The organism is Sulfitobacter undariae, from assembly GCF_014196805.1.
Classification (GTDB): Bacteria; Pseudomonadota; Alphaproteobacteria; order Rhodobacterales; family Rhodobacteraceae; genus Sulfitobacter; species Sulfitobacter undariae.
In genome coordinates this window covers 43,403-68,924 of record NZ_JACIEI010000001.1, presented here as the reverse complement: position 1 = coordinate 68,924, position 25,522 = coordinate 43,403, and the positions used below count along the sequence as shown (strand labels likewise).

Genomic DNA, 25,522 nt, shown 5'->3' with positions numbered 1-25,522 from the left:
CCCACTCAGTCTTTGGCTCCGGCTTTGACGTCGTCGCGCACCTGCCCCCACGCCACCAGCGTAAATACCACAGTACCGCCCATGACATTACCCGCAAGCACCGGCACAAAGAACCCCGTTATCGCATCTGTCACAGCTAAATCACCCTGTAGCAATAAAACCGCCATCTCAACCGACCCTGCAACGATATGGGTAAAGTCCCCCGCCGCGATGAGCCACGTGAACGACATGACGATGAAAAACTTGGCTTCCGCCGCTTGAGGCAGCATCCATACGATCAACGCGATGATCACCCCCGCAGGAATGGCCCGCCAGAAACTCACGGAAGAGGACATGCTCATCGCATGTTCAGACAGGGCCGTGACAGACAGCATAATGTCAGCAGGAAGCGCTGGCGTGAACACAAACAACGCCGCAGCAGCAAAACCGCCCAACACATTTGCCCCCAGCACAATCCCCCACAGGCGCAGCATCGCCCCGAACACCCGCCACGTCGGATCACGCATTAATGGCAACACCGTGGTGATGGTGTTTTCGGTGAACAACTGCATGCGGCTGGTGATCACGGCCAAAAAGCCCAGTGAGTAACCTAAATTCTCAACCAGATAACGCGAAGGCGTATCCGGCAAATACGTTCGCAGGACGGCTTCGCCCAGAACCGAGAGGCTGATCAAAATGCCCGCCGCAATGCCCGACCAGAAAAGCGACCTTCTGGTGCGCGATAGCTCTTCCTCACCATCCCGTCGGATCACCTCATAAATCAAGTGGGGCGACAAAGATGCCGCTTGTTCGACAGATTGTTCATCAGTCTCTTTGCGGGTTTCTTCTTGGCGTGTTTCACGTTGGGACATGTTCTTCCTACTCTTCAGATCGGCTGACTTCGAAAAAATTCAGCACTTGCACTCTGACGCCGTTCCGCAATGATGCGGTTTGACGGCGCAAACCCTTCGGGAGCTAACGCGCAACCTCTACATTTCGTTCAATAAAAAAGGATCCCAGATGACTACGCCGCTGACACAGGCCATCGCAGCCAAACGCGAAGAACTGATCGCTCTCACTCAGGATCTGATTCGTATTCCCACGCTGAACCCCCCCGGTCAGGACTATCTGGCGATCTGCGAATATCTGGACAAACGCCTAAAAGCACACGGGTTCGAAACCCAGCTTATCCGCGCCCATGGTACTCCGGGCGACAGCGCTAAATACCCGCGCTGGAACATCATCGCCCGCCGCGAAGGCACGCAAAAAGGCGAATGTGTACACTTTAACAGCCACACGGATGTGGTGGAGGAAGGCCAAGGCTGGACCTTTGATCCCTTTGGCGGCCAGTTGCACGAAGGCAAGATTTATGGACGCGGTGCATGTGACATGAAAGGCGGCCTCGCCACCTCTATCATCGCTGCCGAAGCCTTTATCGAAACCTACAAAGACTTTGCGGGCGCAATTGAAATTTCAGGCACTGCAGATGAGGAATCAGGTGGGTATGGCGGCGTCGCCTACCTTGCGGAGAAGGGTTTTTTCAACCCCGAGCGCGTGCAGCATGTCATCATCCCCGAACCTCTGCACAAAGATCGTATTTGCCTTGGTCACCGTGGTGGCTGGTGGGCCGAGATCGAAACAAAGGGCGAAATCGCCCATGGTTCCATGCCCTTCCTTGGTGATTGCGCCGTGCGCCACATGGGCGCGGTCCTATCCGAGTTTGAGACAAAACTGTTCCCTGCAATGGCCTCGCGCACCACGGATATGCCCGTTGTTCCCGAAGGGGCGCGCAGCTCAACCATGAACATCAACTCGATCCATGGCGGTGCCAAAGAACAAGATGATGATTTTGACGGCCTGCCGTCCCACTGCGTACCAGATAGTTGCCGCATCACAATTGACCGCCGCTTTCTCTCGGAAGAGCCGCTGGATCAGGTCCGCGATGAGGTGACTGGCCTGTTGGAAGGTCTGCGTGGCACCCGTCCTGACTTTGAATACACATTGACCGAATTGAATTCGGTTCTGCCCTCAATGACAGACCGCCAAGCGCCTGTTGTCCAAACCGTGGCCAAAGCGATCCAAGATGTCATGGGTAAAGCGCCTGAATATGTGGCATCCCCCGGCACCTATGATCAAAAACACATCGACCGCATCGGCAAGCTGAAAAATTGTATCGCCTATGGTCCGGGTGTTTTGGAGATGGCCCACAAGCCAAACGAATGGATTGGCGTTGACGATATGATCGACAGCGCCTGTGTTATGGGCGCGGCATTGGAAACCCTGCTGCTGCCACGCGGCTAACACATCGGCGGCTGAGGTCACGTCACGCAAACGCGCCTTCAGCCGCAAGCCCCAAACCATCGACAATCGCTGTCAGCGCAGAGCCATGATGCACCTGCGCCGACGGGAACACCGCCCCTAGTGCTGTGCGAGTGACTTGCATCAAGCTAGAGCCGCCCACAAACACCAGATGCGTCACATCCTCTGGCAAAGCACCTGCTTGAGCCACAGTCACCAAAGCCGCTTGCGCCATCTCAGCGGTCGACGGCAGCAACAATTCTTCCACTGTCTGCGCTTGCAGCACCACGGCCAACCCGCGCTCAATGACACGCAGGTCAATTTCCCCCGCGCCTGTAGTGTTTGCACCGATCTTGCCCGCCTCCACGGCGAAAGCAATGTCATGGCCCAACTCGTCATCCAGCACTGATATCAACCGCTCCAGCTTGGCTGGCTCAACCGCGTATTGCAGCAGGTCTTTTGCCAAACGGCGGCTGTCAGGCGCATAGAGAAATTGAATTTTTTGCCATGTCGCTAAGTCATTAAAGATGGTTGTTGGCGCTGTATGTGTCTCATTGCCAAAAGCATGGCGGATTTCGCTGTCTCGACCCAACAACGGCATAACAGTCTCTAAACTGACAATACGGTCAAAATCCGTGCCCCCCAAACGCACACCATAGCTGCCCAGAATGTCGATGCCATCAGCGCCGTTGCGAAACAGCGTGAAATCCGATGTACCGCCGCCGATATCCACAATCAGCCCCAGATCGCCTTGCGCCAGAACCTCGCGATTGGCCAACGCGGCCGCTTCGGGTTCGTACATAAAGGCGACATCCTCAAAACCTGCCCGCATGTAAGCCTCGCGCAGATCAACTTCGGCTTGGGCATTGCGCGCATCATCCGGATGAAACCGCACGGGACGGCCCGACAATGCCCGCGTAAAGGTTTCGCCTGTCTGCGCTTCGGCGGCGGCTTTGACCTGCCCCAAAAAACGCGACACGATATCAATGAAATCCAGCTTCTCACCCAGCAGGTTGCGCTTTTCACGCATAAGCGGCGCGCCCAGCAGGCTTTTGAGGGCACGCATATAACGCCCCTCATCCCCTGCCAGCAAAGCCGCGCCCGCGGCGCCACCAATCAGCATTTTCTTGCGGTCAAAATCAAAGAACACCGCCGTAGGCAGCGTCATCTCGCCGCTCTCCAGCGCAATCATATGCGCCGCACCATCACGCGCCACGGCTGCCGCCGAATTCGACGTCCCGAAATCTATGCCCAAAACCGCCATGCTTTGATCCCTTTGTACAATAAAGTTCCACCGCATAACGCCCCCCTGCACGGGTCGCAAGGTTTCTCCTAGTAAACCTGTAAATCGTCGCCTAACCTTTGCTCATAACAAAAAACTAGGGAGTCTCTCATGTTACACCTTCGTCCCCTTTTACTGGGCGTCAGCGCTGCCGCGCTTCTGGCGGGTGCCGCCGCTGCAAAAGACGATATCACCATCGGTATCCAACTAGAGCCGCCGCACATGGACCCGACCAGCGCCGCCGCGGGTGCAATTGATTCCGTGCTCTATTCCAATGTTTTCGAAGGGCTTACCCGCTTTGACAGCAGCGGCGCAGTGATCCCCGGCCTCGCCAAAAGCTGGGAAATCTCCGACGATGGGCTGACTTATACCTTTACCCTGAACGAGGGCGTGACCTTCCATGACGGCACCACAATGGACGCCGAAGATGTCAAATTCTCGCTGGACCGGATCGGCGCAGAAAACAGCGCCAATGCGCAAAAGGCGCTCTACTCCGCGATAGCAGAGGTCAACGTGATTGACTCTACCACGGTCGAGGTCAAACTCTCCGAAGCGAACGGCAACATGCTGTTCAACCTCGCATGGGGTGACGCGGTAATTGTTGCACCCGAAAGCATCGAGAACATCAAGCAAACCCCGATCGGCACAGGCGCATTCAAGTTTGACAGCTGGTCCCAAGGCGACAAAGTCGAGCTGTCACGTTATGATAGCTATTGGGGTACGCCAGCGGTTCTGACATCCGCCACATTCAAATTCATCTCCGACCCTACCGCCGCCTTCTCGGCGATGATGGCCGAAGATATTGATGTGTTCTCGGGCTTCCCTGCCCCTGAAAACCTGCCCATGTTCGAGGCTGACCCGCGTTTCCAAGTACTTGTCGGTTCTACCGAAGGTGAAACCATCCTTGCGATGAACAACAAACAAGCACCTTTCGACAACGTCAAAGTACGCGAAGCAGTGGCCCATGCGATTGATCGCCAAGCCATCATTGACGGCGCGATGTTCGGCTATGGCACGCCCATCGGCACCCATTTCGCGCCCCACAATCCCGCCTATGTCGATCTGACAGGCGACAGCGCGTTTGATCCTGAAAAGTCCAAAGCCTTATTGGCCGAAGCCGGCTTTGCCGACGGGTTTGAGACAACCCTGTTCCTGCCGCCGCCCTCTTACGCCCGTCGCGGTGGTGAAATCATCGCCGCGCAACTGGCACAGGTCGGGATCAAGGCACAGATCACCAATGTTGAATGGGCGCAGTGGCTTGAATCCGTGTTCAAAGGCAAAAACTTTGGCCTCACCATCGTCAGCCATACCGAGCCAATGGACATCAACATCTACGCCAACCCGGACTATTATTTCCAATACGACAACCCCGCGTTTCAAGAGCTGATCGCGGCGTTCAACGTGGAGACGGATACGGCGAAACGCACTGAAATGCTGGGCGAAGCACAGCGCATCATTGCTGGTGATTATGTGAACGGTTACCTGTTTCAGCTGGCATTCCCGACAGTCGCAAAAGCAGGCATCACCGGCCTTTGGGCAGATCAACCGACCCAATCGAACGACCTGACAGCAGTAAGTTGGTCGCAATAGCCCCGGCTGCCACAAAATAACCCAACAAAGGCCCTGAATTTCGGGGCCTTTGTTACGTTATACGTGTTGAAAATTTGCCTCTCAGGTTTTCATACATGCTTATTTTCACAGCTATATTTGCGATCTATTTTATCGCTATCAACGCAATCGCGTACCGCGCCTTTGCCAATGACAAAAGGTATGCCACCGAGAAACTGCGACGCACCCCCGAAATCAAACTGTTGTACTGGGCCACCATAGGCGGTTGGGTAGGCGCCAAATACGCACAACAAAAGTTGAGGCATAAAAGCTATAAACAGCCCTTTGGCCAACAGCTCAATGACATAGGCACCCTCCACGCCATGATCCTTGGGGTTTGTATGGCTGTGGGGCTCGTTTTACTGCTCACCCCGACGCCAAGCGTTACCACGCAAACCGCACAAGCCAGCATACAAGTATTTCAACCCGCTAACGTACCACCTCACGCATCACTGCGCCCTCCAGTTGTGCGTCCTGTGACGTGGTAAAAAAATATAGTGCTGGGTAAGCCGCTAATATTGCAATAAATCTGTGTTCAGAGCGTGCGGCAGGCTATAATAATCTTCAAATTGGATTTCGGGTAACCATGGAAACCGCTCCACGACATCCTTTTCAGATTGCCAATCGGCCATCTCACTCCATTTGTCTCTTACAATAGCATGTGAATCGTTAACGTTACTTAAAGTTCTAATATACATAGGTTTTTTGCCATCGGTTCTGAACCCAAAAGTTTTTGGTGCTTGACGATGACTTATGCCAAAAATATTTTTTTGATTTGAGTTACCTATCATTGTCAGACCCAGATTTATGAACTTGTAATCATGCCTCCATAAACGCGTGCTTTCGGCTCGAAGACCCAATGCATACCCTTTCGGAAATGTAATAAAATGAAGGTTTTCGTCTGAGGCGGAGTAATCCATGGAATTCAAGTGAGTGCATAGATTTTCGACAAAATCTGATGATAAAGCATCATCATCGTCGAGAACCACCTGAGCAACAGGATCTTCTCCTGCGAAATTCATCAGAGCAAAGCGTTGAAATTTTCTTGCACGGCCAGGTCGGGCAAACCTAATTGTATAATTTTCATTACCTAAATATTTATCGCAGCTCTCAACCAATCTCACTTGAGCCCACTCAGGCATCATATTGCTTGATAAGATAAAGCAGTGAAAATCTTTGTTCGTTTGCGCCTTAAGACTAGGCAGAGTTATTTTTTCAAAAAGCCAAAATCTCTGGTTCAACCTATTAACATCAAACAACATCTCTGGATTAGTCGAAAAATCACTTTTCCAACCAGACTGTCCAAAAAATGAAAACCTCGTAGATATAAGAATTTTAGGTACCATTAACTCTAACTATTTCTAATGTATGTTTCTCTTCAAATTACAGCCAACTGTTTCCAGTTAGGTGGTCCTATTCTTTAGAACAGTTTTGGGGTTGGCTAAGATGTATATTCTTAAAGTCCATGCCGCTTTTCCTGCCTCCAAGTCACCGAAGCATACAATATCTGGTGCTTGTTTATCAAGGGCAGCACGAGAGCGCTCCGTGTTGTAGAACTCCTTACAGTCACAATAATTCAATTTACTTGGAAACCGTCAGTAGCTTCATCTTAAAACACTGTCCGGTTTTGCCGGACCATTTGGTACTGGAGGGCTCGGATTGCACATTTATCATCCCTGAACTCAAATCTCCAATCACTGCACTGTTCAACAATGGCTAAAGACCAACTCATGTACCGATTGTCATGACCTCCAAAAAAACCACCATTTTTGAACGGTTCGCCAAAGCGAATCTCGGACACGTAATCAAAAGAGTTGAACAATCCACACCACAGGTCTCGATAAATATCTGATCTGGGACAAGACTGCTTGATATTACCCAAGTATCCGCGGCATCGCGTCAGAGACAAACCAACTGATCGGCCCCACTGAAACCAATCACGACCCGCACAAAGGAAAGGGGCCGCGTTTCCGCAGCCCCTTGGTTGTAGATTAGGTTACCGGCAGATCTTATTTAACGCCGCCAGCACGGATACCAGCAGCAGCATCGATCACCATAACTTCGCCCGGGCCTTCACAGACTTCATTCAGCAAAGCGATGTCTTCGGCGTAAATATCCATGTTCGCGGGATCAGTCATGCCATCACCAGAAGCATTCTCGGCAGCGGCTTCATCTTTTTCTGTGCCGTCTGTAATCGCACCGCCGACATTCACATCTGATTCAACTGTCTCACCCGAAGCGTTTTCGGCAGCAGTTACATCTTTGGCCAATTCAGCGACATTTGCGTCGTCGTTGGAAATATCGGACGCCGTACCCGCACCTGCGTTTGCATGGTCAATCGCCATCACAGCGACCTTGTTGCGGTCAGCTTCGGACAGGTCGTTATAAGATGCGCAGCTCATCGTTTCCAAGTCCATGTGACCTGCTGCAAAAGCAGGCATTGCAGTGGAAGCAACAAGAGCGGCGATGGCAGTCGATTTAAGAAAACGTGTCATATTTTTAATCCTTTATCTGATGGGGCGTGAACTTCGTTGCCCCGTTGCAGATATAACAGCGGATCTTTTAATTAAGTTCCGCCCTCATTTCAGGCACTTCGAAAAAAATACTCTATCCCGCTGTTTAAAAACCACTTTTTACGGTGACATTCTTCTGGACCCTCCCTCAGAGAGGGCCTACGCTCTGCGTTATGATACGCTATACCCTCAAACGTTTACTCTCGCTGGTGATCAGCCTCGCTGTTGCCTCAGTGGTGATTTTCACTGTGATCGAGGTCGCCCCCGGCGATCCCGCCTCTTTCATGCTCGGCCTCAATGCACAGCCTGAAACTTTGGCAGCTTTACGCACGGAGCTAGGGCTGGATGCCTCCAAGCTCGAACGTTACGTGACATGGATCACAGGGATGCTCAGCGGTGATTTCGGCACCTCCTATACCTACCGCACCCCCGTGGCGGATATGGTCACCCAACGGATGTGGGTCTCTGTACCGCTGGCGGTGTATGCACTGGCCTTGTCCACCGTCATCGCCTTTCCTGCTGGCATCTATGCCGCTGCAAGGCGTGGACGTGCAGGCGATGTCGGCGTGATGAGCGCGACCCAACTGGGCGTCGCCATTCCCAACTTCTGGTTTGCGATGATGCTGGTGCTGTTGTTTGCAATCAAACTGCGCTGGTTCTCTGCGGGCGGTTTTGTCGGCTGGGACAAAGGGCTGTTTGCAGGGCTGCACTCGCTTACCTTGCCCGCCATTGCGCTGGCTTTGCCGCAGGCCGCGATACTTGCGCGCGTCATGCGCTCGGCGCTGCTGGATGTCTTGGGCGAAGATTTCATGCGCACCGCCCGCGCCAAAGGCCTAACCGCGCGCCAAGCGCTCTGGCGGCACGGGCTGCGTAACGCGATGATCCCTGTTCTCACAATCATTGGTTTGCAATTCTCATTCCTGTTGGCAGGAGGGATCATCATCGAACAGGTTTTCTATCTTCCCGGTCTTGGGCGGCTGATCTTCCAATCCATCTCGGCCCGCGATCTGATTGTTGTGGAAAGCGTGACCATGTTGCTGGTCTTTGCCGTTATCTTTGTAAACTTTACTGTGGATATGGCCTATGCCGCCGTCGATCCCCGCTTGAGGGCCCGCACATGAACCGCAACCTGATCATCGGCAGCCTTCTGTCTGCCCTCTTTCTCCTTGCCGCATTGGTATCCTTTATCTGGACGCCATTTGACTATACCGCGCTCAGCATCCCTGACCGGCTGCAATCCCCCAATGGTACACATATTCTGGGCACCGATCACTTTGGCCGCGACATCCTAAGCCTGATCATGGTCGGGGCGCGTACCTCTATCGCTGTGGCGCTGGTGGCTGTGGGCATTGGCATGGGCATCGGTATTCCACTGGGTCTTTGGGCAGCAGCACGGCGCGGCAGCCTGATCGACGAAGTCATCATGCGCGGCAATGATCTGGTCTTTGCCTTTCCCAGCCTTGTCATCGCCATCCTGATCACTGCCGTATTCGGCGCCGGCGCGATCAACGCCATCATCGCCATTGGTATTTTCAACATCCCCGTTTTCGCCCGCATCACCCGTGGCGCGGCCCTGTCTCTGTGGGAACGTGAATTCATCCTTGCAGCCCGTGTGGCGGGTAAATCTGCGGCGCGTATTTCCGTTGAACATATCCTGCCCAACGTCACCAACTTGCTGATCGTCCAAGGCACCATCCAGTTTTCCCTTGGCATCTTGGCCGAAGCAGGCCTCAGCTATGTGGGCCTTGGGGCGCAACCACCGATTCCGTCATGGGGACGGATGTTGGCAGATGCACAAACCATGGTCAGCCTCGCACCGCATATGGCCTTGATGCCCGGTTTTGCGATCATCCTGACAGTGCTGGGCCTGAACCTGATGGGGGACGGTTTGCGCGACTACCTTGATCCCCGCCTGCGGAGGACACGCTCATGAGCCTCCTTTCTATCCAAAACCTGACACTGTCGATCCATAGCTTCGACATTTTGCATGATGTTTCCTTTAACATCGACGCAGGCGAGATCGTCGCCATCACAGGCGAAAGCGGTTCGGGCAAATCCATGACCGCTCTTGCAGCGATGCAATTGCTGCCCCAAGGCGCGCAGACCACGGGCCGCGTGATGCTGGGCGATGATGATCTGACCCAGCGCAGCGAAGCCGAGCTGTGCGCGATGCGGGGCAATGACATCGGCATGGTGTTTCAAGAGCCGATGACGGCATTGAATCCTGTCAAAACAATCGGCGATCAAGTGGCCGAAACCATTCTGATCCACGAAAAAACCACCAAGGCCGAAGCTCATAAACGCGCCGCTGATACGCTGACCCGCGTGGGGCTTCCGCAGCCGCGCTTCCCATTGTCGCGGTTTCCTCATGAACTGTCGGGGGGCCAGCGTCAGCGCGTGGTGATCGCCATGGCCATCGCCCTGCGCCCACGCCTGCTCATCGCGGATGAACCGACAACCGCGCTGGACGTGACAACACAGGCGCAAATCCTCGAGCTGCTTGTCAAACTCGCTCGCGAAGACGGTATGGGCCTGATGATGATCACCCATGATCTGGCCGTTGTCGCCGCTATGGCCGACCGCATCATCGTTATGCGCAAAGGCGAAGTGGTAGAGCAAGGCGATACCGCCAGACTACTGCACGACATGCAGCACCCCTATACCAAGATGCTTTTCGCCGCCTCCTCACATGAAGTCACGCTGCCCGATATCACGGCAACCGAACCCCTGCTTGAGGTGAAAAACGTCTGTCGTGACTACCGGACGCCGCGCAAAACCCTGTTTGGCAAACCGGGCAGCTTTCGCGCTGTGAATAACGTCAGCTTTGAGCTGAAACGTGGTGAGCGTCTGGGGCTGGTCGGAGAAAGCGGCTGTGGCAAATCCACCCTCACCCGCGCACTTCTGGGGTTGGAACCCATCGAAGAAGGCAGCATTACCTTGTGCGGAGAGCCTGTTTTCACAGGCACCAAACCCAACCTTGCCGTGCGCCGCCACATGCAAGTAGTGTTCCAAGACCCCTACGGCAGCTTCAACCCCCGCCACCGTGTGTCCCGCCAGATCACCGAACCGTTCCACTTGCTCGATACCCCCCCCACAGGCGCCGAACGGCAACAGGTCATTGACGAAGCCCTGATCGCGGTCGGCCTTACCCCCGCAGACGCCGATAAATACATCCACGAATTTTCGGGCGGCCAGCGCCAGCGCATCGCCATTGCCCGCGCCCTGATCATCCGCCCCGATTTGATCTTGTTTGATGAAGCGGTCAGCGCACTGGATGTTTCCGTACGTGCTCAAATCCTCGATCTGCTGGCCGAGCTGTGCGAGACTCATAACCTCAGCTACCTGTTCATCTCCCATGATCTCAGCGTGGTGCGCACCATCACGGACCGCGTTCTGGTGATGAAATCAGGCGAGATCGTCGAACAAGGCCAAACCGAAGACGTGTTTACCAACCCGCAACATCCTTACACAAAAACTCTCATTGAGGCAGCCCCCGTGCTGCCCGACCTCAAAGGTGCCACCACATGAAAACCGTGAACCTGCTGGATAAATTGAACCAATTCTCGTCCCATTGGGACCCGCATGTCGTCGCGGATTATAACGACAATGACATTATGGTCGCCAAGTTCTCGGGCGAATTCCCTTTCCATCTGCATGAAGACACCGATGATTTTTTCCTTGTACTGCAAGGCGAATTCACAATGGACCTAGAAGGCGAAAGCCACGTTGTAAAAACCGGCGAAGTCTTTGTGGTGCCGCGTGGCGTGACCCACCGCCCCCGCGCCGTGGAAGAATGTCACGTTCTCCTGATTGAACCCAAAGGCACACCCAATACAGGTGACGCCGAGACAGCAAGCGACAAACCAAGGATCTAACGTTATGCAAGCAGGCCCCACAAATAGCCTTTGCGATATTGCAGGCTTGCGCGTAGGCAACGCGCAAGACGCCACGCTGAAGTCAGGCACTACAGTTGTTGTCGGGGATGAACCGTTTGTGGCCTCTGTCGCCGTTATGGGCGGCGCACCGGGCACCCGCGAGACGGATCTGCTGGCTCCTGACAAATCCGTTGTGGCGGTGGATGCGCTCGTGCTCTCGGGTGGCTCTGCTTATGGGCTGGATGCCTGCTCGGGTGTGGTGGACGGGCTGCGCGCCGATGCTCGTGGGTTTCGCATTGCCGATGCACAAATCCCGTTGGTGCCGGGCGCGATCCTGTTTGATCTGCTCAATGGAGGTGACAAAGATTGGGCCGATAATCCCTACCGCGCCCTTGGGCTTGCCGCCTACCGTGATGCACAAGCCGAGTTCGAGATCGGCACCATCGGTGCAGGCACTGGCGCTCTGAGTGCGATGCTCAAAGGCGGGCTTGGCACTGCGTCTTTGCAGTTACCCGATGGCAGCACGGTTGCGGCCTTGGTTGCCGCCAACCCTGTAGGCGCCGTCACCACCCCCGGTGATCGTCATTTCTATGCCGCCCCGTTTGAGATGAACGGCGAATTTGGCGGGCTTGGCCCTGATCCGGCCAGTGGTCTGGGCCTCAGCCGAGAGAGCCGCAAGATGAACGCCATGTCAGCCCGCGCCAACACAACCATCGCTATCGTGGCCACTGATGCGACCCTAACAAAGGCCGAATGCCACCGTGTGGCCACCGCCGCCCATGACGGGATTGCACGCGCCTGCGTGCCTGCACATACACCAAATGACGGTGATCTTGTCTTTGCCCTTAGCACAGCCGCCAAACCCGCCGCAGATGTTTTACTGACGGGCCACGCCGCCGCGCTCTGCCTCAGCCGTGCCATTGCCCGCGCAATATATGCCGCCACCCCCGCCGCAGGGGATGTCATGCCTTGCTGGAGAACCGCCAATGCCGATCTTTAACCACGACGGAATTTCGCAACATTATGAAGTGTCTGGCGACGGCCCTCCGCTACTTTTGATCGCAGGTATGATGAGTGATAGCGCAAGTTGGGCACCGCTTGTCCCCTTGTTAGAGCCTGATTTCACCGTCATCCGCCCCGATAACCGTACCACAGGCCAGACCACCCCATGGGATGCCCCTGCCAGCGTAGACATCTTTGCCGCCGATTGTGCGGCCCTGCTGACGCATCTGGGGCTTGGTCCCGCGCATGTCTTGGGTCACTCGCTGGGCGGAATGATCGCGCTACGCCTTGCCTGCGGTTTCCCCGATCAGGTCAAAACCCTAAGCCTCGCTGCTGCCGCTCCCCTACGGCTTGAGCGTAATGTGGCTCTATTCAAGGCGCTTTCGGCAATACGTGAAAGCAACGCCGCGCCTGATGCATGGTTGAATGCGCTGTTCCCATGGCTGTTTTCCCCCGCAATTTACGAAGTAGAAGGCATGGTGGCGCAGGCGGCAGCTGCCTCTTTGGCCTATCCCTATGCGCAAACCGCACAGGCGATGGGTCACCAGATTGCCGCATTGGATGGCTATACGCCTGATCCCCTTTCTACCCTACGCTGCCCCGCCCAAGCAATTTTGGCGGCGGATGATCTGATCTTGCCTGCCACATTGGCTGCGCCAACATTGGGCGATCTGCCTGTGCATCTGATTGAGGGCGCAGGCCATTCCGTGCATTGGGACGCGCCGGATGCGGTTGCCGATCACCTGTGCAATTTCATCGCCCAGCATGAGGAAGCCCAACCATGACCCAAGACCTCTACAGCTTGCCCGTCACCGTCCAAAATCCTGATACCCTGAAGGGCATCAATGATTTCATTCACGGCTTTCTCAGCTATCAACCCAAGGCGGCAGACATCATCGCAGCCGCTGATGCAGATCCTGAGTGCGCCTTGGTCAACGCTTATGCCGCAATGTTGTGGATGTTTATGGAGGCCCCGATTGCGCCCCAAAACGCGGGCCCCTATCTGGAGCGCGCCAAAGCCGCACGCACAACAGCCACGCCGCGCGAAGAGCTGGCCATAGACGCCGCCGCTGCATGGATCAGTGGCGATGTACCCAAACTGCTTGAGATTTGCGACACCGCCCTCACCGACCATCCCCGCGATATGGTGATGCTAAAGCTGGCGCAATATCACCTGTTCAATCTGGGCGATGCCGCAGGAATGCTCCGCCTTGCGCTTAAATCCCAACCCGCCGCTGCCGATATTCCTTACGCCCACGGTATGATCGCCTTTGGCTATGAACAATGCCACCTCCTTGACCGCGCCGAAGCCGCCGCACGCCATGCGATGAATTTACGGCGGGACGAACCATGGGCGCATCACGCGATTGCCCATGTCATGCTGACCCAAGGCCGCATTGCCGAAGGCGCCGCGTTTATGGAAAGCGTCGCCGATACTTGGGCAGGGCTGAACAGCTTCATGCACAGTCACAACTGGTGGCATCTGGCGCTGTTTTACCTCAGCCTCGGGCGGCACGAAGACGTACGCAACGCCTATGACTCTCACGTTTGGGGGCTGTCCAAAGAGTATTCCCAAGATCAGGTCGGCGCAGCTTCGCTTTTGGCACGGATGGAATTTGCGGGTGTAGATGTAGGCGACCGCTGGGATGATGTAGCCGACCATATCGCGCAACGCGGTGCGGATACGGTCAGCCCTTTCTTGACCTTGCAATACCTCTATGCCCTATGCCGCACGGACAGACCCGAGGCTGTCTTGATGATGCAAGCCATTAGGGACCGCGCCCAAGACACCTCCCAACATGACCACATCGCATGGCGTGACGTGGCCCTGCCCGCAGCGACCGCCATCCTTGCCCATGCAAAAGGGGACTGGAGCACAACCATAACCGACATGTCCCGCGCCCTACCGCGCATGGCAGAATGTGGCGGCAGTCATGCACAGCGTGACCTGTTTGAGCAAATCCATCTGGATGCTTTGGTGCAAGATGGCCGCGCATCGGCAGCACAACAAGTGCTGGAAATGCGCCGCACCTATGACCCTGACGGTGTCCCGCTGAACCTGCTGCTGGGTGATATCTATGCCAAATCCGGCTTGCCTGTCCTTGCCCAAGAGGCCCGGGCACGCGCCGAACAGACCCGCACCACCTATGGCGACTGAGACCGTTGCAGCACTTGCCAAGCCGCGTTAGGCTTAGACCGAAACAACTTAACAAAGGCTTAGACCGAACATGAGTGCACAATGGTATTATGCGGTTGAAGGCGCGTCCCACGGGCCAGTCAGCCAATCCGAATTTGACAATCTGGTCGCCACTGGCACCATCCGCAGCGACACATTGGTGTGGCAAGAAGGTATGGAAGACTGGCTGCCTTATGGCCGCGCAGGCACAGATGCTGGATCGCCGCCCCTCACGCCACGCGCCCCTGTCAGCCACGCCCAAGATCCTGCAAGCGAAGATGCCAATACTTTTGTGGGCGCGCTGAAAGACGGGTTTTCCCGCTATGTCGATTTCGGCACCCGCTCTACCCGTTCGCAATACTGGTGGTGGACCCTGTGGACGATCCTTATTAGCCTTGGCACGGGTTTTCTTGACGGCATGCTTGGCATGGGCGAATTCGGCGCGATCAATGCGCTCGCTTCACTTGTGACATTCCTGCCTTCTATTGCCGTCGCCATCCGCAGGCTTCACGATATCGGGCGCTCGGGTTGGTGGCTTTTGTTGATGTTCATTCCGATTATCGGCTGGATTGTCCTGATTGTCTTTTACTGTACCCCGACCCAAGAAGAGCCGAACCAATGGGGCATGCCGCCGCGCCGCTAGGTTAGTCGAAATAGGAACGGGGGCCATACAGCGGCCCCCGTTCCATTTATCTGCGCGGGCCGATTGTGACTTCAAGTGTGGCGATCCCATCAACACCGCCTGTCACCACATCGCCTTCTACCAGCGCTGCAACACCTGCGGGTGTGCCTGTCATCACCAGATCACCCGGCGCAAGGGTCATACCTTCACTTAGGGTGGCGATGTGATCCGCGACTGACCAGATCAGCTCACCGATATCCGAATCTTGACGCAGTTTACCGTTCACCGCCAGCCAGATACGGCCTTGCATCAGACTTGGCACCTCTGCAATCGGCTTGATCGGCGCAATGGGCGCGCTGAGGTCAAACGCTTTGGACCAATCCCACGGGCGGCGGGTTTGTTTGGCGTCGGCCTGTAAATCACGGCGCGTCAGGTCAATCCCAACAGAAGCACCCCAGATGTGATCCATCACATCCGCTGCTTTGATGTTGGCACCACCTTTGCCAATCGCAATCACCAACTCGATCTCATGGTGCAGATCGTTTGTCAGTGACGGATAAGGGATTGTGCACGGCGTATCACAAGCCGCATCCGCAGGTTTGGTAAAGAAAAAGGGTGGCTCGCGGTCAGGATCATTGCCCATCTCACGCGCATGTGCCTCATAATTGCGGCCAACGCAGAAAATACGGCGCACGGGAAACCGTGCATCGCTGCCTTGCACAGCAAGGCTTGCTTGGGAGGGAGGCGAGAAAACATAAGCCATAAAAAGGGACCTTTCAGCTGGGATTGAGCATTTGAAAAACTAGACCAAAGCCCGCCAGAATTGTCCAGCCATCCTAACGGGGCGCTGTCTTTTCAGCGCCCCATCATCTAACAAGCGACCCTATCGCGCTCAATCGCCCAGTTTGGCGTGAACTTCATCCAGATCAATTTCTCCAACAGGCATCTTATTGCCGGGGTTTTCAAAATCATACTTGAACAGATTGAAATCCCGTTTGTAGATTTCATAGACCAGATGCATCGAAAGATCGTCAAAATAGTCCTCAACCGGATGCGCACGTTTGGGCCCGTGGCCTTCGCTTTCGTTGAAACGCGGGATTTCGGCGAGATCAATAGCATGGGGCGTCTCGATTGCATCCAGCACCTCGCGCATGCCTTCGTTAAAGCTCTCGGTCCAGATGATTTTATCGTATTTACCACCATTCGCGATGAAGGTGCTGACGTGGCCAGACATACCAGACCAGTGGATGTCCGGGTCCATCGGGCGGCGCCAGCGAATGGTGTCACGCGTGAACAACAAGAAGCGGCGGAAGCTGGCGATCTGGTCAAACTCTTGTTTGCCGTCGTCACCGCCCACCTCAATCCCGTATTTCTGGATCAAAAGTGGTACCAAATTGCCACGGTATCTTTTACCATTCCGCTGGATGCCACATATTTTATCAAAGAACGAACTCAGAATCCGCGTGTAAGGGTTGCGAACACAGGTGAAGGAGTAGGAGCTATTATTCTGCACATTTCGCGTGATCGGTTCTTGGCTGTGATCCAACGCCCACTTATGCAGTCCCGCCTTGGCATCATGGATATCACCATCGAAAAACGTACCATGATCTGAATAAAACATGATCTGACCAATGGTCGAACAGGCACATTTGGGCACCACGCGGTACACCACGCTTTCACTTTCCGTCATCCAAGTTCCGGGGAAACCCATGGTACATAACTCCTGCTCATACTATGATGCCGCCTCTCGGGACAGCTTTCTCGACACAAAAGCAAATTATTACGGTTTATTCAATCTGTGTTCACCATTATCTAGGTAACCAGTATATCTAAATTTAGAGTGAATGGTTTTTTTGAATGGCTCGGATCGCCTACATACTTCTATGCCATAAAGACACCGACGCCATCATCAAGCAGGCGGAGCGGTTAACAGCTGTGGGCGACTACATGTCGATCCATTTCGATGCCAGCGCCGACCCTGCATTATACCAAACCATTCGTGACGCCCTCATCAGTAACCCGAACGTGACTTTTGCTCAGAAACGCATTCGATGTGGCTGGGGGGAATGGTCGTTGGTCCAAGCAACCCTCTATGCAGTCGAAGCCGCGGTAAAGGCATTTCCGCGGGCCACGCATTTCTACATGCTGTCCGGCGATTGCATGGCCATTAAATCCGCTGAATACACCCATCAGTTTCTAGACGATAACGAAGCCGACTTTATTGAAAGTTTTGATTACTTCAACAGCGACTGGATCAAAACCGGCTGGACAAAAGAAAGGCTGATTTATCGGCACTGGTTTAATGAACGCACCCAGAAAAAGCTGTTCTACGGAATGTTTCATCTCCAAAAGCGCCTTGGCCTTACCAGAAAAATTCCAAGCGATATTCAGGTGCAGATTGGCAGCCAGTGGTGGTGCCTACGCCGCCAAACCATTGAAACCCTTTTAGAGTTTTGTAAAAAGCGCCGCGATGTTATTCGGTTCTTCCGGACAACATGGATTCCGGATGAAACATTCTTTCAAACGCTGGTTCCCCACATTGTACCCAAGAATGAAATCCGCACCCGTACCCTGACATTTTTGATGTTCACAGATTACGGAATGCCCGTCACATTCCACAATGATCACTATGACTTACTGGTCAGTCAGGATTATCTTTTCGCCCGAAAAATCAGCGCAGATGCACGTGATCTCAAACGTCGTCTGGGGTTACTTTACTCGGCCAAGAATGTGGCGTTCCAGATCAGCAACGAAGGGCGCAACCTGTACAAGTTCCTAACAGGACGGGGCCGCATCGGGCGGCGTTTCTCAACACGTTTTTGGGAAACAGAAAGCACCCTTGGCCGCGAACGTGAAATGCTGATTGTTGTGTGTAAAAAATGGCATGTGGCCAAGCGGGTTCTGGAACGCATCCGGCAGGTTACCAATGTCCCCGCCTTGGAATATGTTTTCAACGAAGAGGACACCCCCCTGCCCGCCCTAGGTGGCATTGAAAAGACATTGGGCAAACGCACACGGCACCGCCGCGCGTTGATGCGGATGCTGTTTGATTACTTTGAAACAGACCGTTTAATAGTGTGCATGGATCCCGGCAATCTGGACTTGCTAGAAGATTTCGCCGCCGACAGATCAACAACGCGTATTCTAGAAATTGACTGCCACTTTTCAGATGATTACCTGATTGGCCATGCCATGCGCGTAGGCCTTGCGGGGGATCAAACATCAAGAGAAACGCTCAGACGGCTTTTGCCTACAATCCGCAATGACATGGTGTTTGAGAGCGACGCAATCCGCGATAGCCACTTTGAACACCACTCCCGCCTTCGTGAAAGCGCATCCACCGACAGAAATGCGAGCGAATTAGCGGAATTTCTGGGGGTGACCCATGAAAAAGCGCATGAGATAACCAGCACTGAATATCTATTCATCGACTAAGGAGCATTCCCGATGGGTTACAGCTATGACGATCAGAACATTTTTGCCAAAATCCTACGGGGCGAAATCCCGAATACCACCGTGTTAGAGACAGAACACACATTGGCCTTTCGCGATCTTTATCCGCAAGCGCCGACACATGTCTTGGTGATCCCCAAAGGCCCCTACATCAGCTATGATCACTTTGCAGCGGCGGCCAGTGATGCCGAAATCGTTGATTACACCCGCGCCATCGGTGAAGTCTGCCGTATGGAAGGTGTCACCCTAGATGCCAACGACGGGTTCCGCATGATCAGCAACGCAGGGGAACACGGCGTACAAGAAGTACCGCACCTGCACGTGCATATCTTGGGTGGTCGCAGCATGGGCCGGATGGTTCAGCCAAAAGCCTAATATTATCCACCTCCGAAACGACAAGAGCCGGAGCTGCACACAGCCCCGGCTCTTTTATTTTCCGATACTCTGGCGCTATTTCTTTTTGCGCCACGTCCCAAACCAACTACTGACAGCGCTGGTTTTCTCGGCAAAATCATCCTCAATCGCTTCTAACGTCGGATCAATCCGCGCCTTGCGAAATCTGCGCCACCGCACCCAAACACCATAAACAACCGCAAAGAACAGCGTCAGGATGATGATATTGAGCCAAGGAATACCTTTGCTGGCATCTGGTCCGTCAACAGCACGCACCGAAATCGCGTTCGGGAAAATTGTCAGGAATTCATTGCGCCAGCCATAATGCTTAATCGCAACATAGCGCGGCGCCGCTTCGGTTGATTTCAGATCACCCGCTTCAGCCTGTAGGTTCGAGGTGTCGAATTTGAAATATGGCGGCCAGCCCCAGCCGGTATCTTCGTTGCGATACACCATCACACCGCCACTCACACGGCGCGTCTGGATGAAAAACACATCACGGTTTAGCACCGTACCATCCGTCCCCACATCGGCCTGCGCCCAAAAGATCGAGTTTTCCCCGAAGTCTTGGCGTTTTTCATAGGTATCCGTGATCCGCACAATATCTGTTTGCGGCAACGTATAGTGAAAGAACCCGGCAACCAGCACCCAAACAGTGATCCAGAACGCCCAACGTAGAAGACTCAGCATGTAAAACCCTTTTCAGGCAAAATTCGTAAGATAAATGATCACTGACACAAGGATCACAGGAATAACATAGACCGACAGGATCAATTTGCGTCGCAGCGAGCTGTCATAGTCCTCCAGCCCCTCGTCCAGAAACTCGTCCAGCGTCTGGTCTTGCGGCCCCTCCAGCCATTCTGCGCGCAGCTTGCCCTTGCGGACCGCGCGGGAATAGAGCGACAGACAGACATAGATCACCGTCAAAACGATAAAACCCACAACCATCAGCCGTGCAAGTGCGAACATCCGCTACCTCCTCTTTGCCTTGCCCCATGGCCCGACAGGCGCGATGCGCTGGGGGACGGGGGGCGGCTTTTTCCCTTTACGCGGCAGCGGCGGCACCTCCAACGCAGGCTCATGCCCGAACAATGCGTCACGCACACCCGCCTTATCTACTTTGTACTCGCGTTCCAGAAAATCGGCAACATAGGCACGTTTTGCGTCGGGCCAGCCTGCATAAGTCGCGTAAAACAGGTCTTTGTGGCAAATGAACAACTGGCGAATATCTTTGGGCGCCAACTCGGCCAGCAGCATATTCACCAGCGGCGCATCAGGCGTATCCGCCGCCCGTAGCGTATAGAAATACACGGGGCTGCTGCTGTCCACATTCGGGAAAGCACCGCCATTTTCCGCCCAATTCACCAATTGCCCCAGCGTGTGGAATTCGGGTGGCAGAATATCGGAATGCTCCCGCGCAAGGCGCCGCAGATCGGCGCGGGTCAGGCCCGTCAGGTCCACGCCCTGATCCGCCACCGCGTCAATCAATATAAAATCCATCTTCTGCCTCAGGATCGCCGCCGATTTGATCCCGCGTGCTTCCAATATCGTCTGGGTCAGCCCGTTCAACTGAAAGAACTGCGCGATATTGTTACGCTGGCTGGCGTCAAACACGTATTTCAACGGCAGATCGTCCAGCCCATCCTTGCCCGCAGGGGCGATCACCGCAGGGTGCGCCACGTCTTGGAACACATAAAGCCCGCCAAAATGCGCCGTCCAGAAATTGCGCTGATCAAAGCTCATGGCTTTCAGGCTGACGGGGTTACGCACCACATCGCCTGTCTTGCCCGCAAGGTCGATCATCTGCGCAATCAGCACATCGTCGTACCAGCCGCTCTCACTCTCGCGAAAGTTGTCCACCATCTCGGCCAGCTTGGCCGCGTCTTTTACCGTGCCGCCCGTGGTATCCGCATCAACCGTGATCCGGCGAATATCAAACAGCCGCGCAGCGGTGGATACATCATAGACCGAGTTCACCAACTCCCCCGCCACCGCATCCTTCGCCGTCAGGGCAAACAACGCCGCTTCATTTTGCCCGATAAAGTCTTGCAAAATGGTTTTCGAAGTCGAGAATTTTGTGTTCAACAACGGCGCCGTGCGCTGCTCCACACTCAGCAAAATAAACTGACGGTTCACACCTTTGTGGTTCAGATACAGCGGATCACCTAACTCATCCCCCACTTCGGGCGAATAGCCGGAAATGTCGATGTAGAAATCGGTGAGTTCAGTGCGCTTGCCCGTAAGGTGCAAAAGCGCACGGTTATAGCGTTCCACCAAGGCGGGCGAATGGACGTGGAAGAGATTGCCGAACATCAGGCCGGCGCGGATGAGGCGGTTCATGGATTAGCCCACCCTTCTTGGCTGGCCCATTTTTTCGGATTTTCACTGACATCCAAAAGAAATTTTTGCGTTTGTTTTAGTCGTGAAATTCGAATTTGTGCCTTACCGTATGAAGAAAGTTGATCTTCCAAAGCGATAATCTCGTCAAGCATTGTTAGAAACATGCTCCAATCAAGCGTCGTTTCAGGACCATCCCAATGTGAACCTTTATCGACGCGCCCCTTGCGTTTCCTAATATGGAAGAAAAGGTTTAAAACAATTTCCGTCAGTTCCAAACCCTGTTTCTGTGTCGGTGTTTGTCCCTCTCTACCAAAGAGCCATTTGCAAAATGGACGGCGTCTCCGATACCACTCAACTGCGTATATGAACTCATACAATAACGCTTCAAAGTGCCGCAAAGCTTCTTGCTGATCTCGCATTAGGCTATCATGCTCTATCGAGGCCAGACTTGATTTAGAAATCAGGCGTTGCCTTTTATGTTCCTCCCTAGTCAGTTGCAATTCGGATCGTTGAGCCTTCAACTCTCTCGATTGCATCATGACAGTCAAAATAATCCACAAAAAAGCGAGGGTACTAGCAACACCAGCCAATGCATCTCCAACCTCGTTCGGTGAACTTTCCATAAGCCTTGTTAGCTTTGTAACACATTTGCCATTCTCGTTGCAGTAGGGAGTTCCGTAGACAAAAAATATCAACACAAAGGTCATCAAAGACCCAAGAATCCCAAACTTGAATAATGGATCTTGACCTCGCAACACACGAAGTCGAGCCTTTGCTCTGATCCGAATTTTTTTTGGATTCTCAAATTTGACAAAAGCAAATCCTAGACCAAGAAAGAGTACAAGTTGAACCAGAGCTTCAGCCGTTATTGAAATGCCATACCAATTCACCCGCGCTCTCCCAAATACCGCTTCTTAGCCTCTTCATTCCGCCCAAAGTCACGGACCATGTTCTCAATCGCCACCTCATCCGACTTATCGGCATAGCGGAACTCGGAATCCGCGTAGCGGTTGATCTCCTGCACCACCATCTCCACCGTGATCGGCTGGCGCATATCTTCGATCATCGCTTTTTTGGCGTCATAATCCTTGAACAAAAACAGGTCAGGCTGCTCCATCCATTCATCGGGCAGTTCGAAATCCATCGCGCGGACCTTGACCGCGTCGGTGATGTTCTTGATCGCGCGGCCTGTGAACCGCGGATCGGCCTCTTGGATCGCTTTCAGATAGGTACCCAATTTGTTGATTGTGTCCAATTCACCCACGGTGCCGCACACGGCGTCATAGACTTTCACCAGCCCCGCCTCATGCGGGCGCGAATGGCCTTCAAACGATGCGGCAACCGCCTTTTTGATCGCTTGCGCCTCAAATACCTCGTGATCACCCAGCGGGATCGCATGGTTTTTGCCCATCAACAGATAGAGGATATCCACGTAATCCTCACGCGTTTGCGGCCCATCCACAAGGAACCGCGCTCCCGCCCGTTGGCGCAGGGCGTCATCGACGTTTTCAGGATAGTTCGAGAACATCCCGAACGTACAATTCCCGCGCACAACTGTATTCGCGCCTGCGAAACTCTCCATCAGGACGGCAGTAATCTCCAACTGCCCCGCGCTGGATTGGCGATCACCGCGTTTACCCGCCAGTTGGTCAATATCGTCAATGGTGCCAAAGCCGATGACCGACGGATCAATCACATTGTTGATAAATGCTTTGGCATTCTGGCCCGATTTGCCCTGATAGCTGTCGATGTTATCGGTGCTCAGGTTTTGATAGCGAAACGGATACCCCGCATTCCCGCAGTAGTCCGAGATCAGCCCCGCCATCATCTGGATCAGCGTCGTCTTACCCGTCCCCGGTGCACCGTCGCCCATAAAGGTAAAGATAAACCCGCCCAATTCGGCAAAGGGGTTCAGCTTGCGGTCAAAATCATAGGCCATCAGCATCTTGGCCAGTTTCATGGACTGATATTTGGCGATGTGGTTGCCCACCACTTCGTTCGGTTTCTTAAACGTCATGGTCAGGGTTGATGATTTCGCCTTTGACGCGGGGCTAAACCCGCGCACGGTGAAATCATCCGCCTCCACATGCCACGCGGCATTGGCAAAGGCCTCCAGCCGTGGGGCCGTACCAGCGCGCAAAGCAACCTTCTCCATCAACGCCTCGGCAAAGGCGCTGACCGTGGCCACCAGCCGCGCGTCGTCTTGTGCATGGGCGGCGATGTCTTGGTCCAATTCCCACAACGCACCGTGCAGGGCAGTTTGCCCGTTATCCGTTAAAACTTCCTCAACATCACCCACTTCAACCGTGGTTTCGGACAGATGCGAAGACAGCAGATAGGCTGCCGCATTGCCAAAGACATAAAGCGTCACCAAAGCCTCAGCCGCCAACAGCTCGGAAAACTCCGCTTTGCGGGTGGCAGGCAGTGACCCTTCCAGATTGGCGCGTTTCAGGTCACCCAAACTGGACTGTTCGGCAAAATTCTCGGCCACGGCCAAAGCAATCGCAATTGCGCGGCGGATGCCATGCAGCACCGTGGATTGCAGGGGCGACATCAGCGCGTCATCCCCATCCGCGCCCTCAACCCGCGCAATCAACTGCACAGCACCAGATGCCGTGCGCCGCTGCGTCACCAACCCCGGCGTCGTAGACCTAAACCGCCGCCGCGTGCCGATACCGTTTGAGCGTTCCTGCGCTGGCGCATCGCTGCCTTTGCCGATCCGTGGCGCATGGTCAAACCCCTCAATCAAGGACTGCGCCATCGCGATATGTTTAATAATGTCTTCTTCGCGAAGTTCCATTTGATCGGAAGTCTGGCTCATCTCACGCGTTCCTCTTTAAATTTTAATACCGCAAAACCCGCCCCGAGGGGCTGACCACAAATTTGCGCACACCCGTAAAACCGGGCGGATTATGTTCTTCCAGCACCTGATAAGGGCGCTGCGGCAGGATGATGCTACGGGTCGCATAGGTGGCGCCCATGTCGGGCAAATGCCCTTCCATCGGGTCCAGCGCAAAAATCTCGCGCTCGACCGTCGAAAACCATCCGGCTTTTTCTGCTATCACGTGGTCCGAAAGCAATTCTTCTTCGGTCCAGACCATCGCCCAATCCTGCCCGTCAGGTGCCTTGGCTTCGGCCAAGACATCGCGCAGCGGACCGTTCTGGCGTGTGTAGGCATGGCTATACATCGGTCCCAGATGAAAGCGGCGCAGACGTTTGGGGTGTAGGTCAGAAAAATCCTCGTCAAAACCACGGGCGATGGTAACCAATTTCAACCCGCCCAGCGCCTGTGCACTCAGATGGGCCTGCACTTCGGGCCAACGCTGCGCATCACGCGGCAACGCTTCACGGCCAGAATCCTCAAGCTCCATCATGTATATCACCGGCAAGTTCACCTGACTGTCATAGGTCGCCCAATGCAGCCGGTATCTGCGCCGTTTACCAACCTCGCCCAACCATTCCGCCTCTGGATCATTGCGCACCCAAAACAGTTCGCCCTTCAACAATTCCTCGTAATAGAGCCTTTGCGAGAGACTGAATTGCAGCTTTGTCGGGATGCTCCGATCGCTCAGGATCGCCTGCACCATCTTGTCTTTATGCACCTCAACCGAAGGCATAGACGCCAGATGGCTCTGCGCATTTTGCGCGTCATTGGCCATGCTCATCAGCTCTGCCGCCACAGGAAAACCGCTGTCTTGGCCATCAACGGTAAGCGAGCCAAAGAACCGGCCCGTTTCCCGCCCGACCAGCAGATACTTCCAACTGAGCGCCCGAAACGTGTAGGTCAGGCTAGAGGCATAACGCGCAAGGATCGTGACCTCATCACGGCTCAATTGCCCCTCAGCTTCCATCACCCCCGCCACACGCAGCATATGCTGCATGATGGCTTGGAACTTGGCGAAATACCTGCGGCTGGCGAAGGTGTCTTTCAGGTCGTAGTGGCTGGCGGCGGGATCAATCATTTGGCGATCAACCCGATGA

The 25,522-nt window shown here is 54.4% G+C and carries 25 protein-coding genes; 13 read left to right on the top strand and 12 right to left on the bottom strand.

The features are described 5' to 3' along the window. Window positions 1-5: 5 nt before the first annotated feature. Complete coding sequence (locus GGR95_RS00320) at window positions 6-851, bottom strand: formate/nitrite transporter family protein (RefSeq protein ID WP_184561619.1); 846 nt, start codon at window positions 849-851, stop codon at window positions 6-8. Window positions 852-999: 148 nt separating this feature from the next. Between GGR95_RS00320 and GGR95_RS00315 the strand changes: the two genes are divergently transcribed. Next, complete coding sequence (locus tag GGR95_RS00315) at window positions 1,000-2,280, top strand: acetylornithine deacetylase/succinyl-diaminopimelate desuccinylase family protein (protein WP_184561617.1); 1,281 nt, start codon at window positions 1,000-1,002, stop codon at window positions 2,278-2,280. Window positions 2,281-2,302: 22 nt separating this feature from the next. Here the strand turns inward: GGR95_RS00315 and GGR95_RS00310 are convergent, their stop codons facing one another. Beyond that, window positions 2,303-3,577 carry an Hsp70 family protein gene (locus tag GGR95_RS00310; RefSeq protein ID WP_246423245.1) on the bottom strand — a complete coding sequence of 425 codons (1,275 nt, stop codon included), beginning with the start codon at window positions 3,575-3,577 and terminating at the stop codon, window positions 2,303-2,305. Between the two features lie 93 nt (window positions 3,578-3,670). On the opposite strand from GGR95_RS00310, the gene GGR95_RS00305 reads away from it, so the two are divergent. Together GGR95_RS00305 and GGR95_RS00300 are read left to right on the top strand one after the other, a co-directional pair. Continuing rightward, window positions 3,671-5,149, top strand: coding sequence for an ABC transporter substrate-binding protein (locus GGR95_RS00305; protein WP_184561615.1), 1,479 nt, complete (start codon window positions 3,671-3,673; stop codon window positions 5,147-5,149). Between the two features lie 95 nt (window positions 5,150-5,244). Beyond that, window positions 5,245-5,655 carry a DUF1294 domain-containing protein gene (locus GGR95_RS00300; protein ID WP_184561613.1) on the top strand — a complete coding sequence of 137 codons (411 nt, stop codon included), beginning with the start codon at window positions 5,245-5,247 and terminating at the stop codon, window positions 5,653-5,655. 24 nt (window positions 5,656-5,679) lie between these two features. Here GGR95_RS00300 and GGR95_RS00295 read toward each other — a convergent pair whose 3' ends face one another. Further along, on the bottom strand, window positions 5,680-6,513 hold the full coding sequence (locus GGR95_RS00295) for a glycosyltransferase (RefSeq protein ID WP_184561611.1): 834 nt from the start codon (window positions 6,511-6,513) through the stop codon (window positions 5,680-5,682). A 663-nt stretch (window positions 6,514-7,176) separates the two neighbouring features. Then, the gene (locus tag GGR95_RS00290) at window positions 7,177-7,662 is read right to left on the bottom strand and encodes an HdeA/HdeB family chaperone (RefSeq protein ID WP_184561609.1); all 486 of its coding nucleotides are present in this window, start codon (window positions 7,660-7,662) and stop codon (window positions 7,177-7,179) included. Between the two features lie 191 nt (window positions 7,663-7,853). Here GGR95_RS00290 and GGR95_RS00285 point away from each other — a divergent pair, with 191 nt between their 5' ends. The 8 genes from GGR95_RS00285 to GGR95_RS00250 all read left to right on the top strand — a co-directional run bounded on the left by GGR95_RS00285 (window position 7,854) and on the right by GGR95_RS00250 (window position 15,376). Continuing rightward, window positions 7,854-8,801 (top strand): ABC transporter permease, encoded by a 948-nt coding sequence (locus tag GGR95_RS00285; RefSeq protein WP_184561607.1) that lies wholly within the window; start codon window positions 7,854-7,856, stop codon window positions 8,799-8,801. Next, entirely contained in the window at window positions 8,798-9,613 is an 816-nt protein-coding gene (locus tag GGR95_RS00280) for an ABC transporter permease (RefSeq protein WP_184561605.1), read from the top strand. Before GGR95_RS00285 ends, GGR95_RS00280 begins: the two co-directional genes overlap by 4 nt. Continuing rightward, window positions 9,610-11,208, top strand: coding sequence for an ABC transporter ATP-binding protein (locus GGR95_RS00275; protein ID WP_184561603.1), 1,599 nt, complete (start codon window positions 9,610-9,612; stop codon window positions 11,206-11,208). The genes GGR95_RS00280 and GGR95_RS00275 overlap by 4 nt, the downstream gene beginning before the upstream one ends. Continuing rightward, complete coding sequence (locus GGR95_RS00270; RefSeq protein WP_184561601.1) at window positions 11,205-11,555, top strand: cupin domain-containing protein; 351 nt, start codon at window positions 11,205-11,207, stop codon at window positions 11,553-11,555. Before GGR95_RS00275 ends, GGR95_RS00270 begins: the two co-directional genes overlap by 4 nt. 4 nt (window positions 11,556-11,559) lie before the next feature. Then, on the top strand, window positions 11,560-12,555 hold the full coding sequence (locus GGR95_RS00265) for a P1 family peptidase (protein WP_184561599.1): 996 nt from the start codon (window positions 11,560-11,562) through the stop codon (window positions 12,553-12,555). Further along, window positions 12,542-13,342 (top strand): alpha/beta fold hydrolase, encoded by an 801-nt coding sequence (locus tag GGR95_RS00260; protein ID WP_184561597.1) that lies wholly within the window; start codon window positions 12,542-12,544, stop codon window positions 13,340-13,342. The genes GGR95_RS00265 and GGR95_RS00260 overlap by 14 nt, the downstream gene beginning before the upstream one ends. Then, window positions 13,339-14,715: a tetratricopeptide repeat protein gene (locus tag GGR95_RS00255; protein WP_184561595.1), complete on the top strand. Its 1,377-nt coding sequence runs from the start codon at window positions 13,339-13,341 to the stop codon at window positions 14,713-14,715. Before GGR95_RS00260 ends, GGR95_RS00255 begins: the two co-directional genes overlap by 4 nt. A 70-nt stretch (window positions 14,716-14,785) precedes the next feature. Next, window positions 14,786-15,376: a DUF805 domain-containing protein gene (locus GGR95_RS00250; protein ID WP_184561593.1), complete on the top strand. Its 591-nt coding sequence runs from the start codon at window positions 14,786-14,788 to the stop codon at window positions 15,374-15,376. A gap of 46 nt (window positions 15,377-15,422) precedes the next feature. Here the strand turns inward: GGR95_RS00250 and GGR95_RS00245 are convergent, their stop codons facing one another. Together GGR95_RS00245 and GGR95_RS00240 are read right to left on the bottom strand one after the other, a co-directional pair. Next, on the bottom strand, window positions 15,423-16,118 hold the full coding sequence (locus tag GGR95_RS00245; RefSeq protein ID WP_184561591.1) for a fumarylacetoacetate hydrolase family protein: 696 nt from the start codon (window positions 16,116-16,118) through the stop codon (window positions 15,423-15,425). A gap of 129 nt (window positions 16,119-16,247) precedes the next feature. After that, window positions 16,248-17,066 carry a sulfotransferase family protein gene (locus GGR95_RS00240; RefSeq protein ID WP_184561589.1) on the bottom strand — a complete coding sequence of 273 codons (819 nt, stop codon included), beginning with the start codon at window positions 17,064-17,066 and terminating at the stop codon, window positions 16,248-16,250. Window positions 17,067-17,212: 146 nt separating this feature from the next. Here GGR95_RS00240 and GGR95_RS00235 point away from each other — a divergent pair, with 146 nt between their 5' ends. Both GGR95_RS00235 and GGR95_RS00230 read left to right on the top strand, forming a co-directional pair. Continuing rightward, window positions 17,213-18,790: a DUF5928 domain-containing protein gene (locus GGR95_RS00235; RefSeq protein WP_184561587.1), complete on the top strand. Its 1,578-nt coding sequence runs from the start codon at window positions 17,213-17,215 to the stop codon at window positions 18,788-18,790. 12 nt (window positions 18,791-18,802) lie between these two features. Beyond that, entirely contained in the window at window positions 18,803-19,183 is a 381-nt protein-coding gene (locus GGR95_RS00230) for an HIT domain-containing protein (protein WP_184561585.1), read from the top strand. A gap of 75 nt (window positions 19,184-19,258) precedes the next feature. On the opposite strand, the gene GGR95_RS00225 is transcribed toward GGR95_RS00230, so the two are convergent. From GGR95_RS00225 to GGR95_RS00200, 6 genes are read right to left on the bottom strand one after another with little or no spacing between them, the layout of a single operon-like run. Then, window positions 19,259-19,891 (bottom strand): DUF1523 family protein, encoded by a 633-nt coding sequence (locus GGR95_RS00225; RefSeq protein ID WP_425506357.1) that lies wholly within the window; start codon window positions 19,889-19,891, stop codon window positions 19,259-19,261. A gap of 12 nt (window positions 19,892-19,903) precedes the next feature. Further along, window positions 19,904-20,170: a hypothetical protein gene (locus GGR95_RS00220; protein WP_184561583.1), complete on the bottom strand. Its 267-nt coding sequence runs from the start codon at window positions 20,168-20,170 to the stop codon at window positions 19,904-19,906. Between the two features lie 3 nt (window positions 20,171-20,173). Beyond that, entirely contained in the window at window positions 20,174-21,541 is a 1,368-nt protein-coding gene (locus GGR95_RS00215; RefSeq protein ID WP_184561581.1) for a DUF6638 family protein, read from the bottom strand. Continuing rightward, window positions 21,538-22,431 (bottom strand): hypothetical protein, encoded by an 894-nt coding sequence (locus GGR95_RS00210; RefSeq protein ID WP_184561579.1) that lies wholly within the window; start codon window positions 22,429-22,431, stop codon window positions 21,538-21,540. Before GGR95_RS00210 ends, GGR95_RS00215 begins: the two co-directional genes overlap by 4 nt. Then, entirely contained in the window at window positions 22,428-24,362 is a 1,935-nt protein-coding gene (locus tag GGR95_RS00205) for an AAA family ATPase (RefSeq protein WP_184561577.1), read from the bottom strand. Before GGR95_RS00205 ends, GGR95_RS00210 begins: the two co-directional genes overlap by 4 nt. A 22-nt stretch (window positions 24,363-24,384) precedes the next feature. Further along, window positions 24,385-25,503, bottom strand: a complete 1,119-nt coding sequence (locus tag GGR95_RS00200) for a hypothetical protein (RefSeq protein WP_184561576.1) — start codon at window positions 25,501-25,503, stop codon at window positions 24,385-24,387. Window positions 25,504-25,522: the final 19 nt, after the last annotated feature.

Bases quoted from the DNA above. Each gene is read 5' to 3' on its own strand.
- GGR95_RS00260 (WP_184561597.1), top strand. From the start codon at position 12,542: ATGCCGATCTTTAACCACGACGGAATTTCGCAACATTATGAAGTGTCT.
- GGR95_RS00295 (WP_184561611.1), bottom strand. From the start codon at position 6,513: ATGGTACCTAAAATTCTTATATCTACGAGGTTTTCATTTTTTGGACAG.
- GGR95_RS00280 (WP_184561605.1), top strand. From the start codon at position 8,798: ATGAACCGCAACCTGATCATCGGCAGCCTTCTGTCTGCCCTCTTTCTC.
- GGR95_RS00290 (WP_184561609.1), bottom strand. From the start codon at position 7,662: ATGACACGTTTTCTTAAATCGACTGCCATCGCCGCTCTTGTTGCTTCC.
- GGR95_RS00305 (WP_184561615.1), top strand. From the start codon at position 3,671: ATGTTACACCTTCGTCCCCTTTTACTGGGCGTCAGCGCTGCCGCGCTT.
- GGR95_RS00205 (WP_184561577.1), bottom strand. From the start codon at position 24,362: ATGAGCCAGACTTCCGATCAAATGGAACTTCGCGAAGAAGACATTATT.
- GGR95_RS00265 (WP_184561599.1), top strand. From the start codon at position 11,560: ATGCAAGCAGGCCCCACAAATAGCCTTTGCGATATTGCAGGCTTGCGC.
- GGR95_RS00225 (WP_425506357.1), bottom strand. From the start codon at position 19,891: ATGCTGAGTCTTCTACGTTGGGCGTTCTGGATCACTGTTTGGGTGCTG.
- GGR95_RS00230 (WP_184561585.1), top strand. From the start codon at position 18,803: ATGGGTTACAGCTATGACGATCAGAACATTTTTGCCAAAATCCTACGG.
- GGR95_RS00300 (WP_184561613.1), top strand. From the start codon at position 5,245: ATGCTTATTTTCACAGCTATATTTGCGATCTATTTTATCGCTATCAAC.
- GGR95_RS00235 (WP_184561587.1), top strand. From the start codon at position 17,213: ATGGCTCGGATCGCCTACATACTTCTATGCCATAAAGACACCGACGCC.
- GGR95_RS00240 (WP_184561589.1), bottom strand. From the start codon at position 17,066: ATGGGTTTCCCCGGAACTTGGATGACGGAAAGTGAAAGCGTGGTGTAC.
- GGR95_RS00215 (WP_184561581.1), bottom strand. From the start codon at position 21,541: ATGAACCGCCTCATCCGCGCCGGCCTGATGTTCGGCAATCTCTTCCAC.
- GGR95_RS00270 (WP_184561601.1), top strand. From the start codon at position 11,205: ATGAAAACCGTGAACCTGCTGGATAAATTGAACCAATTCTCGTCCCAT.
- GGR95_RS00285 (WP_184561607.1), top strand. From the start codon at position 7,854: ATGATACGCTATACCCTCAAACGTTTACTCTCGCTGGTGATCAGCCTC.
- GGR95_RS00220 (WP_184561583.1), bottom strand. From the start codon at position 20,170: ATGTTCGCACTTGCACGGCTGATGGTTGTGGGTTTTATCGTTTTGACG.
- GGR95_RS00310 (WP_246423245.1), bottom strand. From the start codon at position 3,577: ATGCGGTGGAACTTTATTGTACAAAGGGATCAAAGCATGGCGGTTTTG.
- GGR95_RS00275 (WP_184561603.1), top strand. From the start codon at position 9,610: ATGAGCCTCCTTTCTATCCAAAACCTGACACTGTCGATCCATAGCTTC.
- GGR95_RS00255 (WP_184561595.1), top strand. From the start codon at position 13,339: ATGACCCAAGACCTCTACAGCTTGCCCGTCACCGTCCAAAATCCTGAT.
- GGR95_RS00320 (WP_184561619.1), bottom strand. From the start codon at position 851: ATGTCCCAACGTGAAACACGCCAAGAAGAAACCCGCAAAGAGACTGAT.
- GGR95_RS00315 (WP_184561617.1), top strand. From the start codon at position 1,000: ATGACTACGCCGCTGACACAGGCCATCGCAGCCAAACGCGAAGAACTG.
- GGR95_RS00245 (WP_184561591.1), bottom strand. From the start codon at position 16,118: ATGGCTTATGTTTTCTCGCCTCCCTCCCAAGCAAGCCTTGCTGTGCAA.
- GGR95_RS00200 (WP_184561576.1), bottom strand. From the start codon at position 25,503: ATGATTGATCCCGCCGCCAGCCACTACGACCTGAAAGACACCTTCGCC.
- GGR95_RS00250 (WP_184561593.1), top strand. From the start codon at position 14,786: ATGAGTGCACAATGGTATTATGCGGTTGAAGGCGCGTCCCACGGGCCA.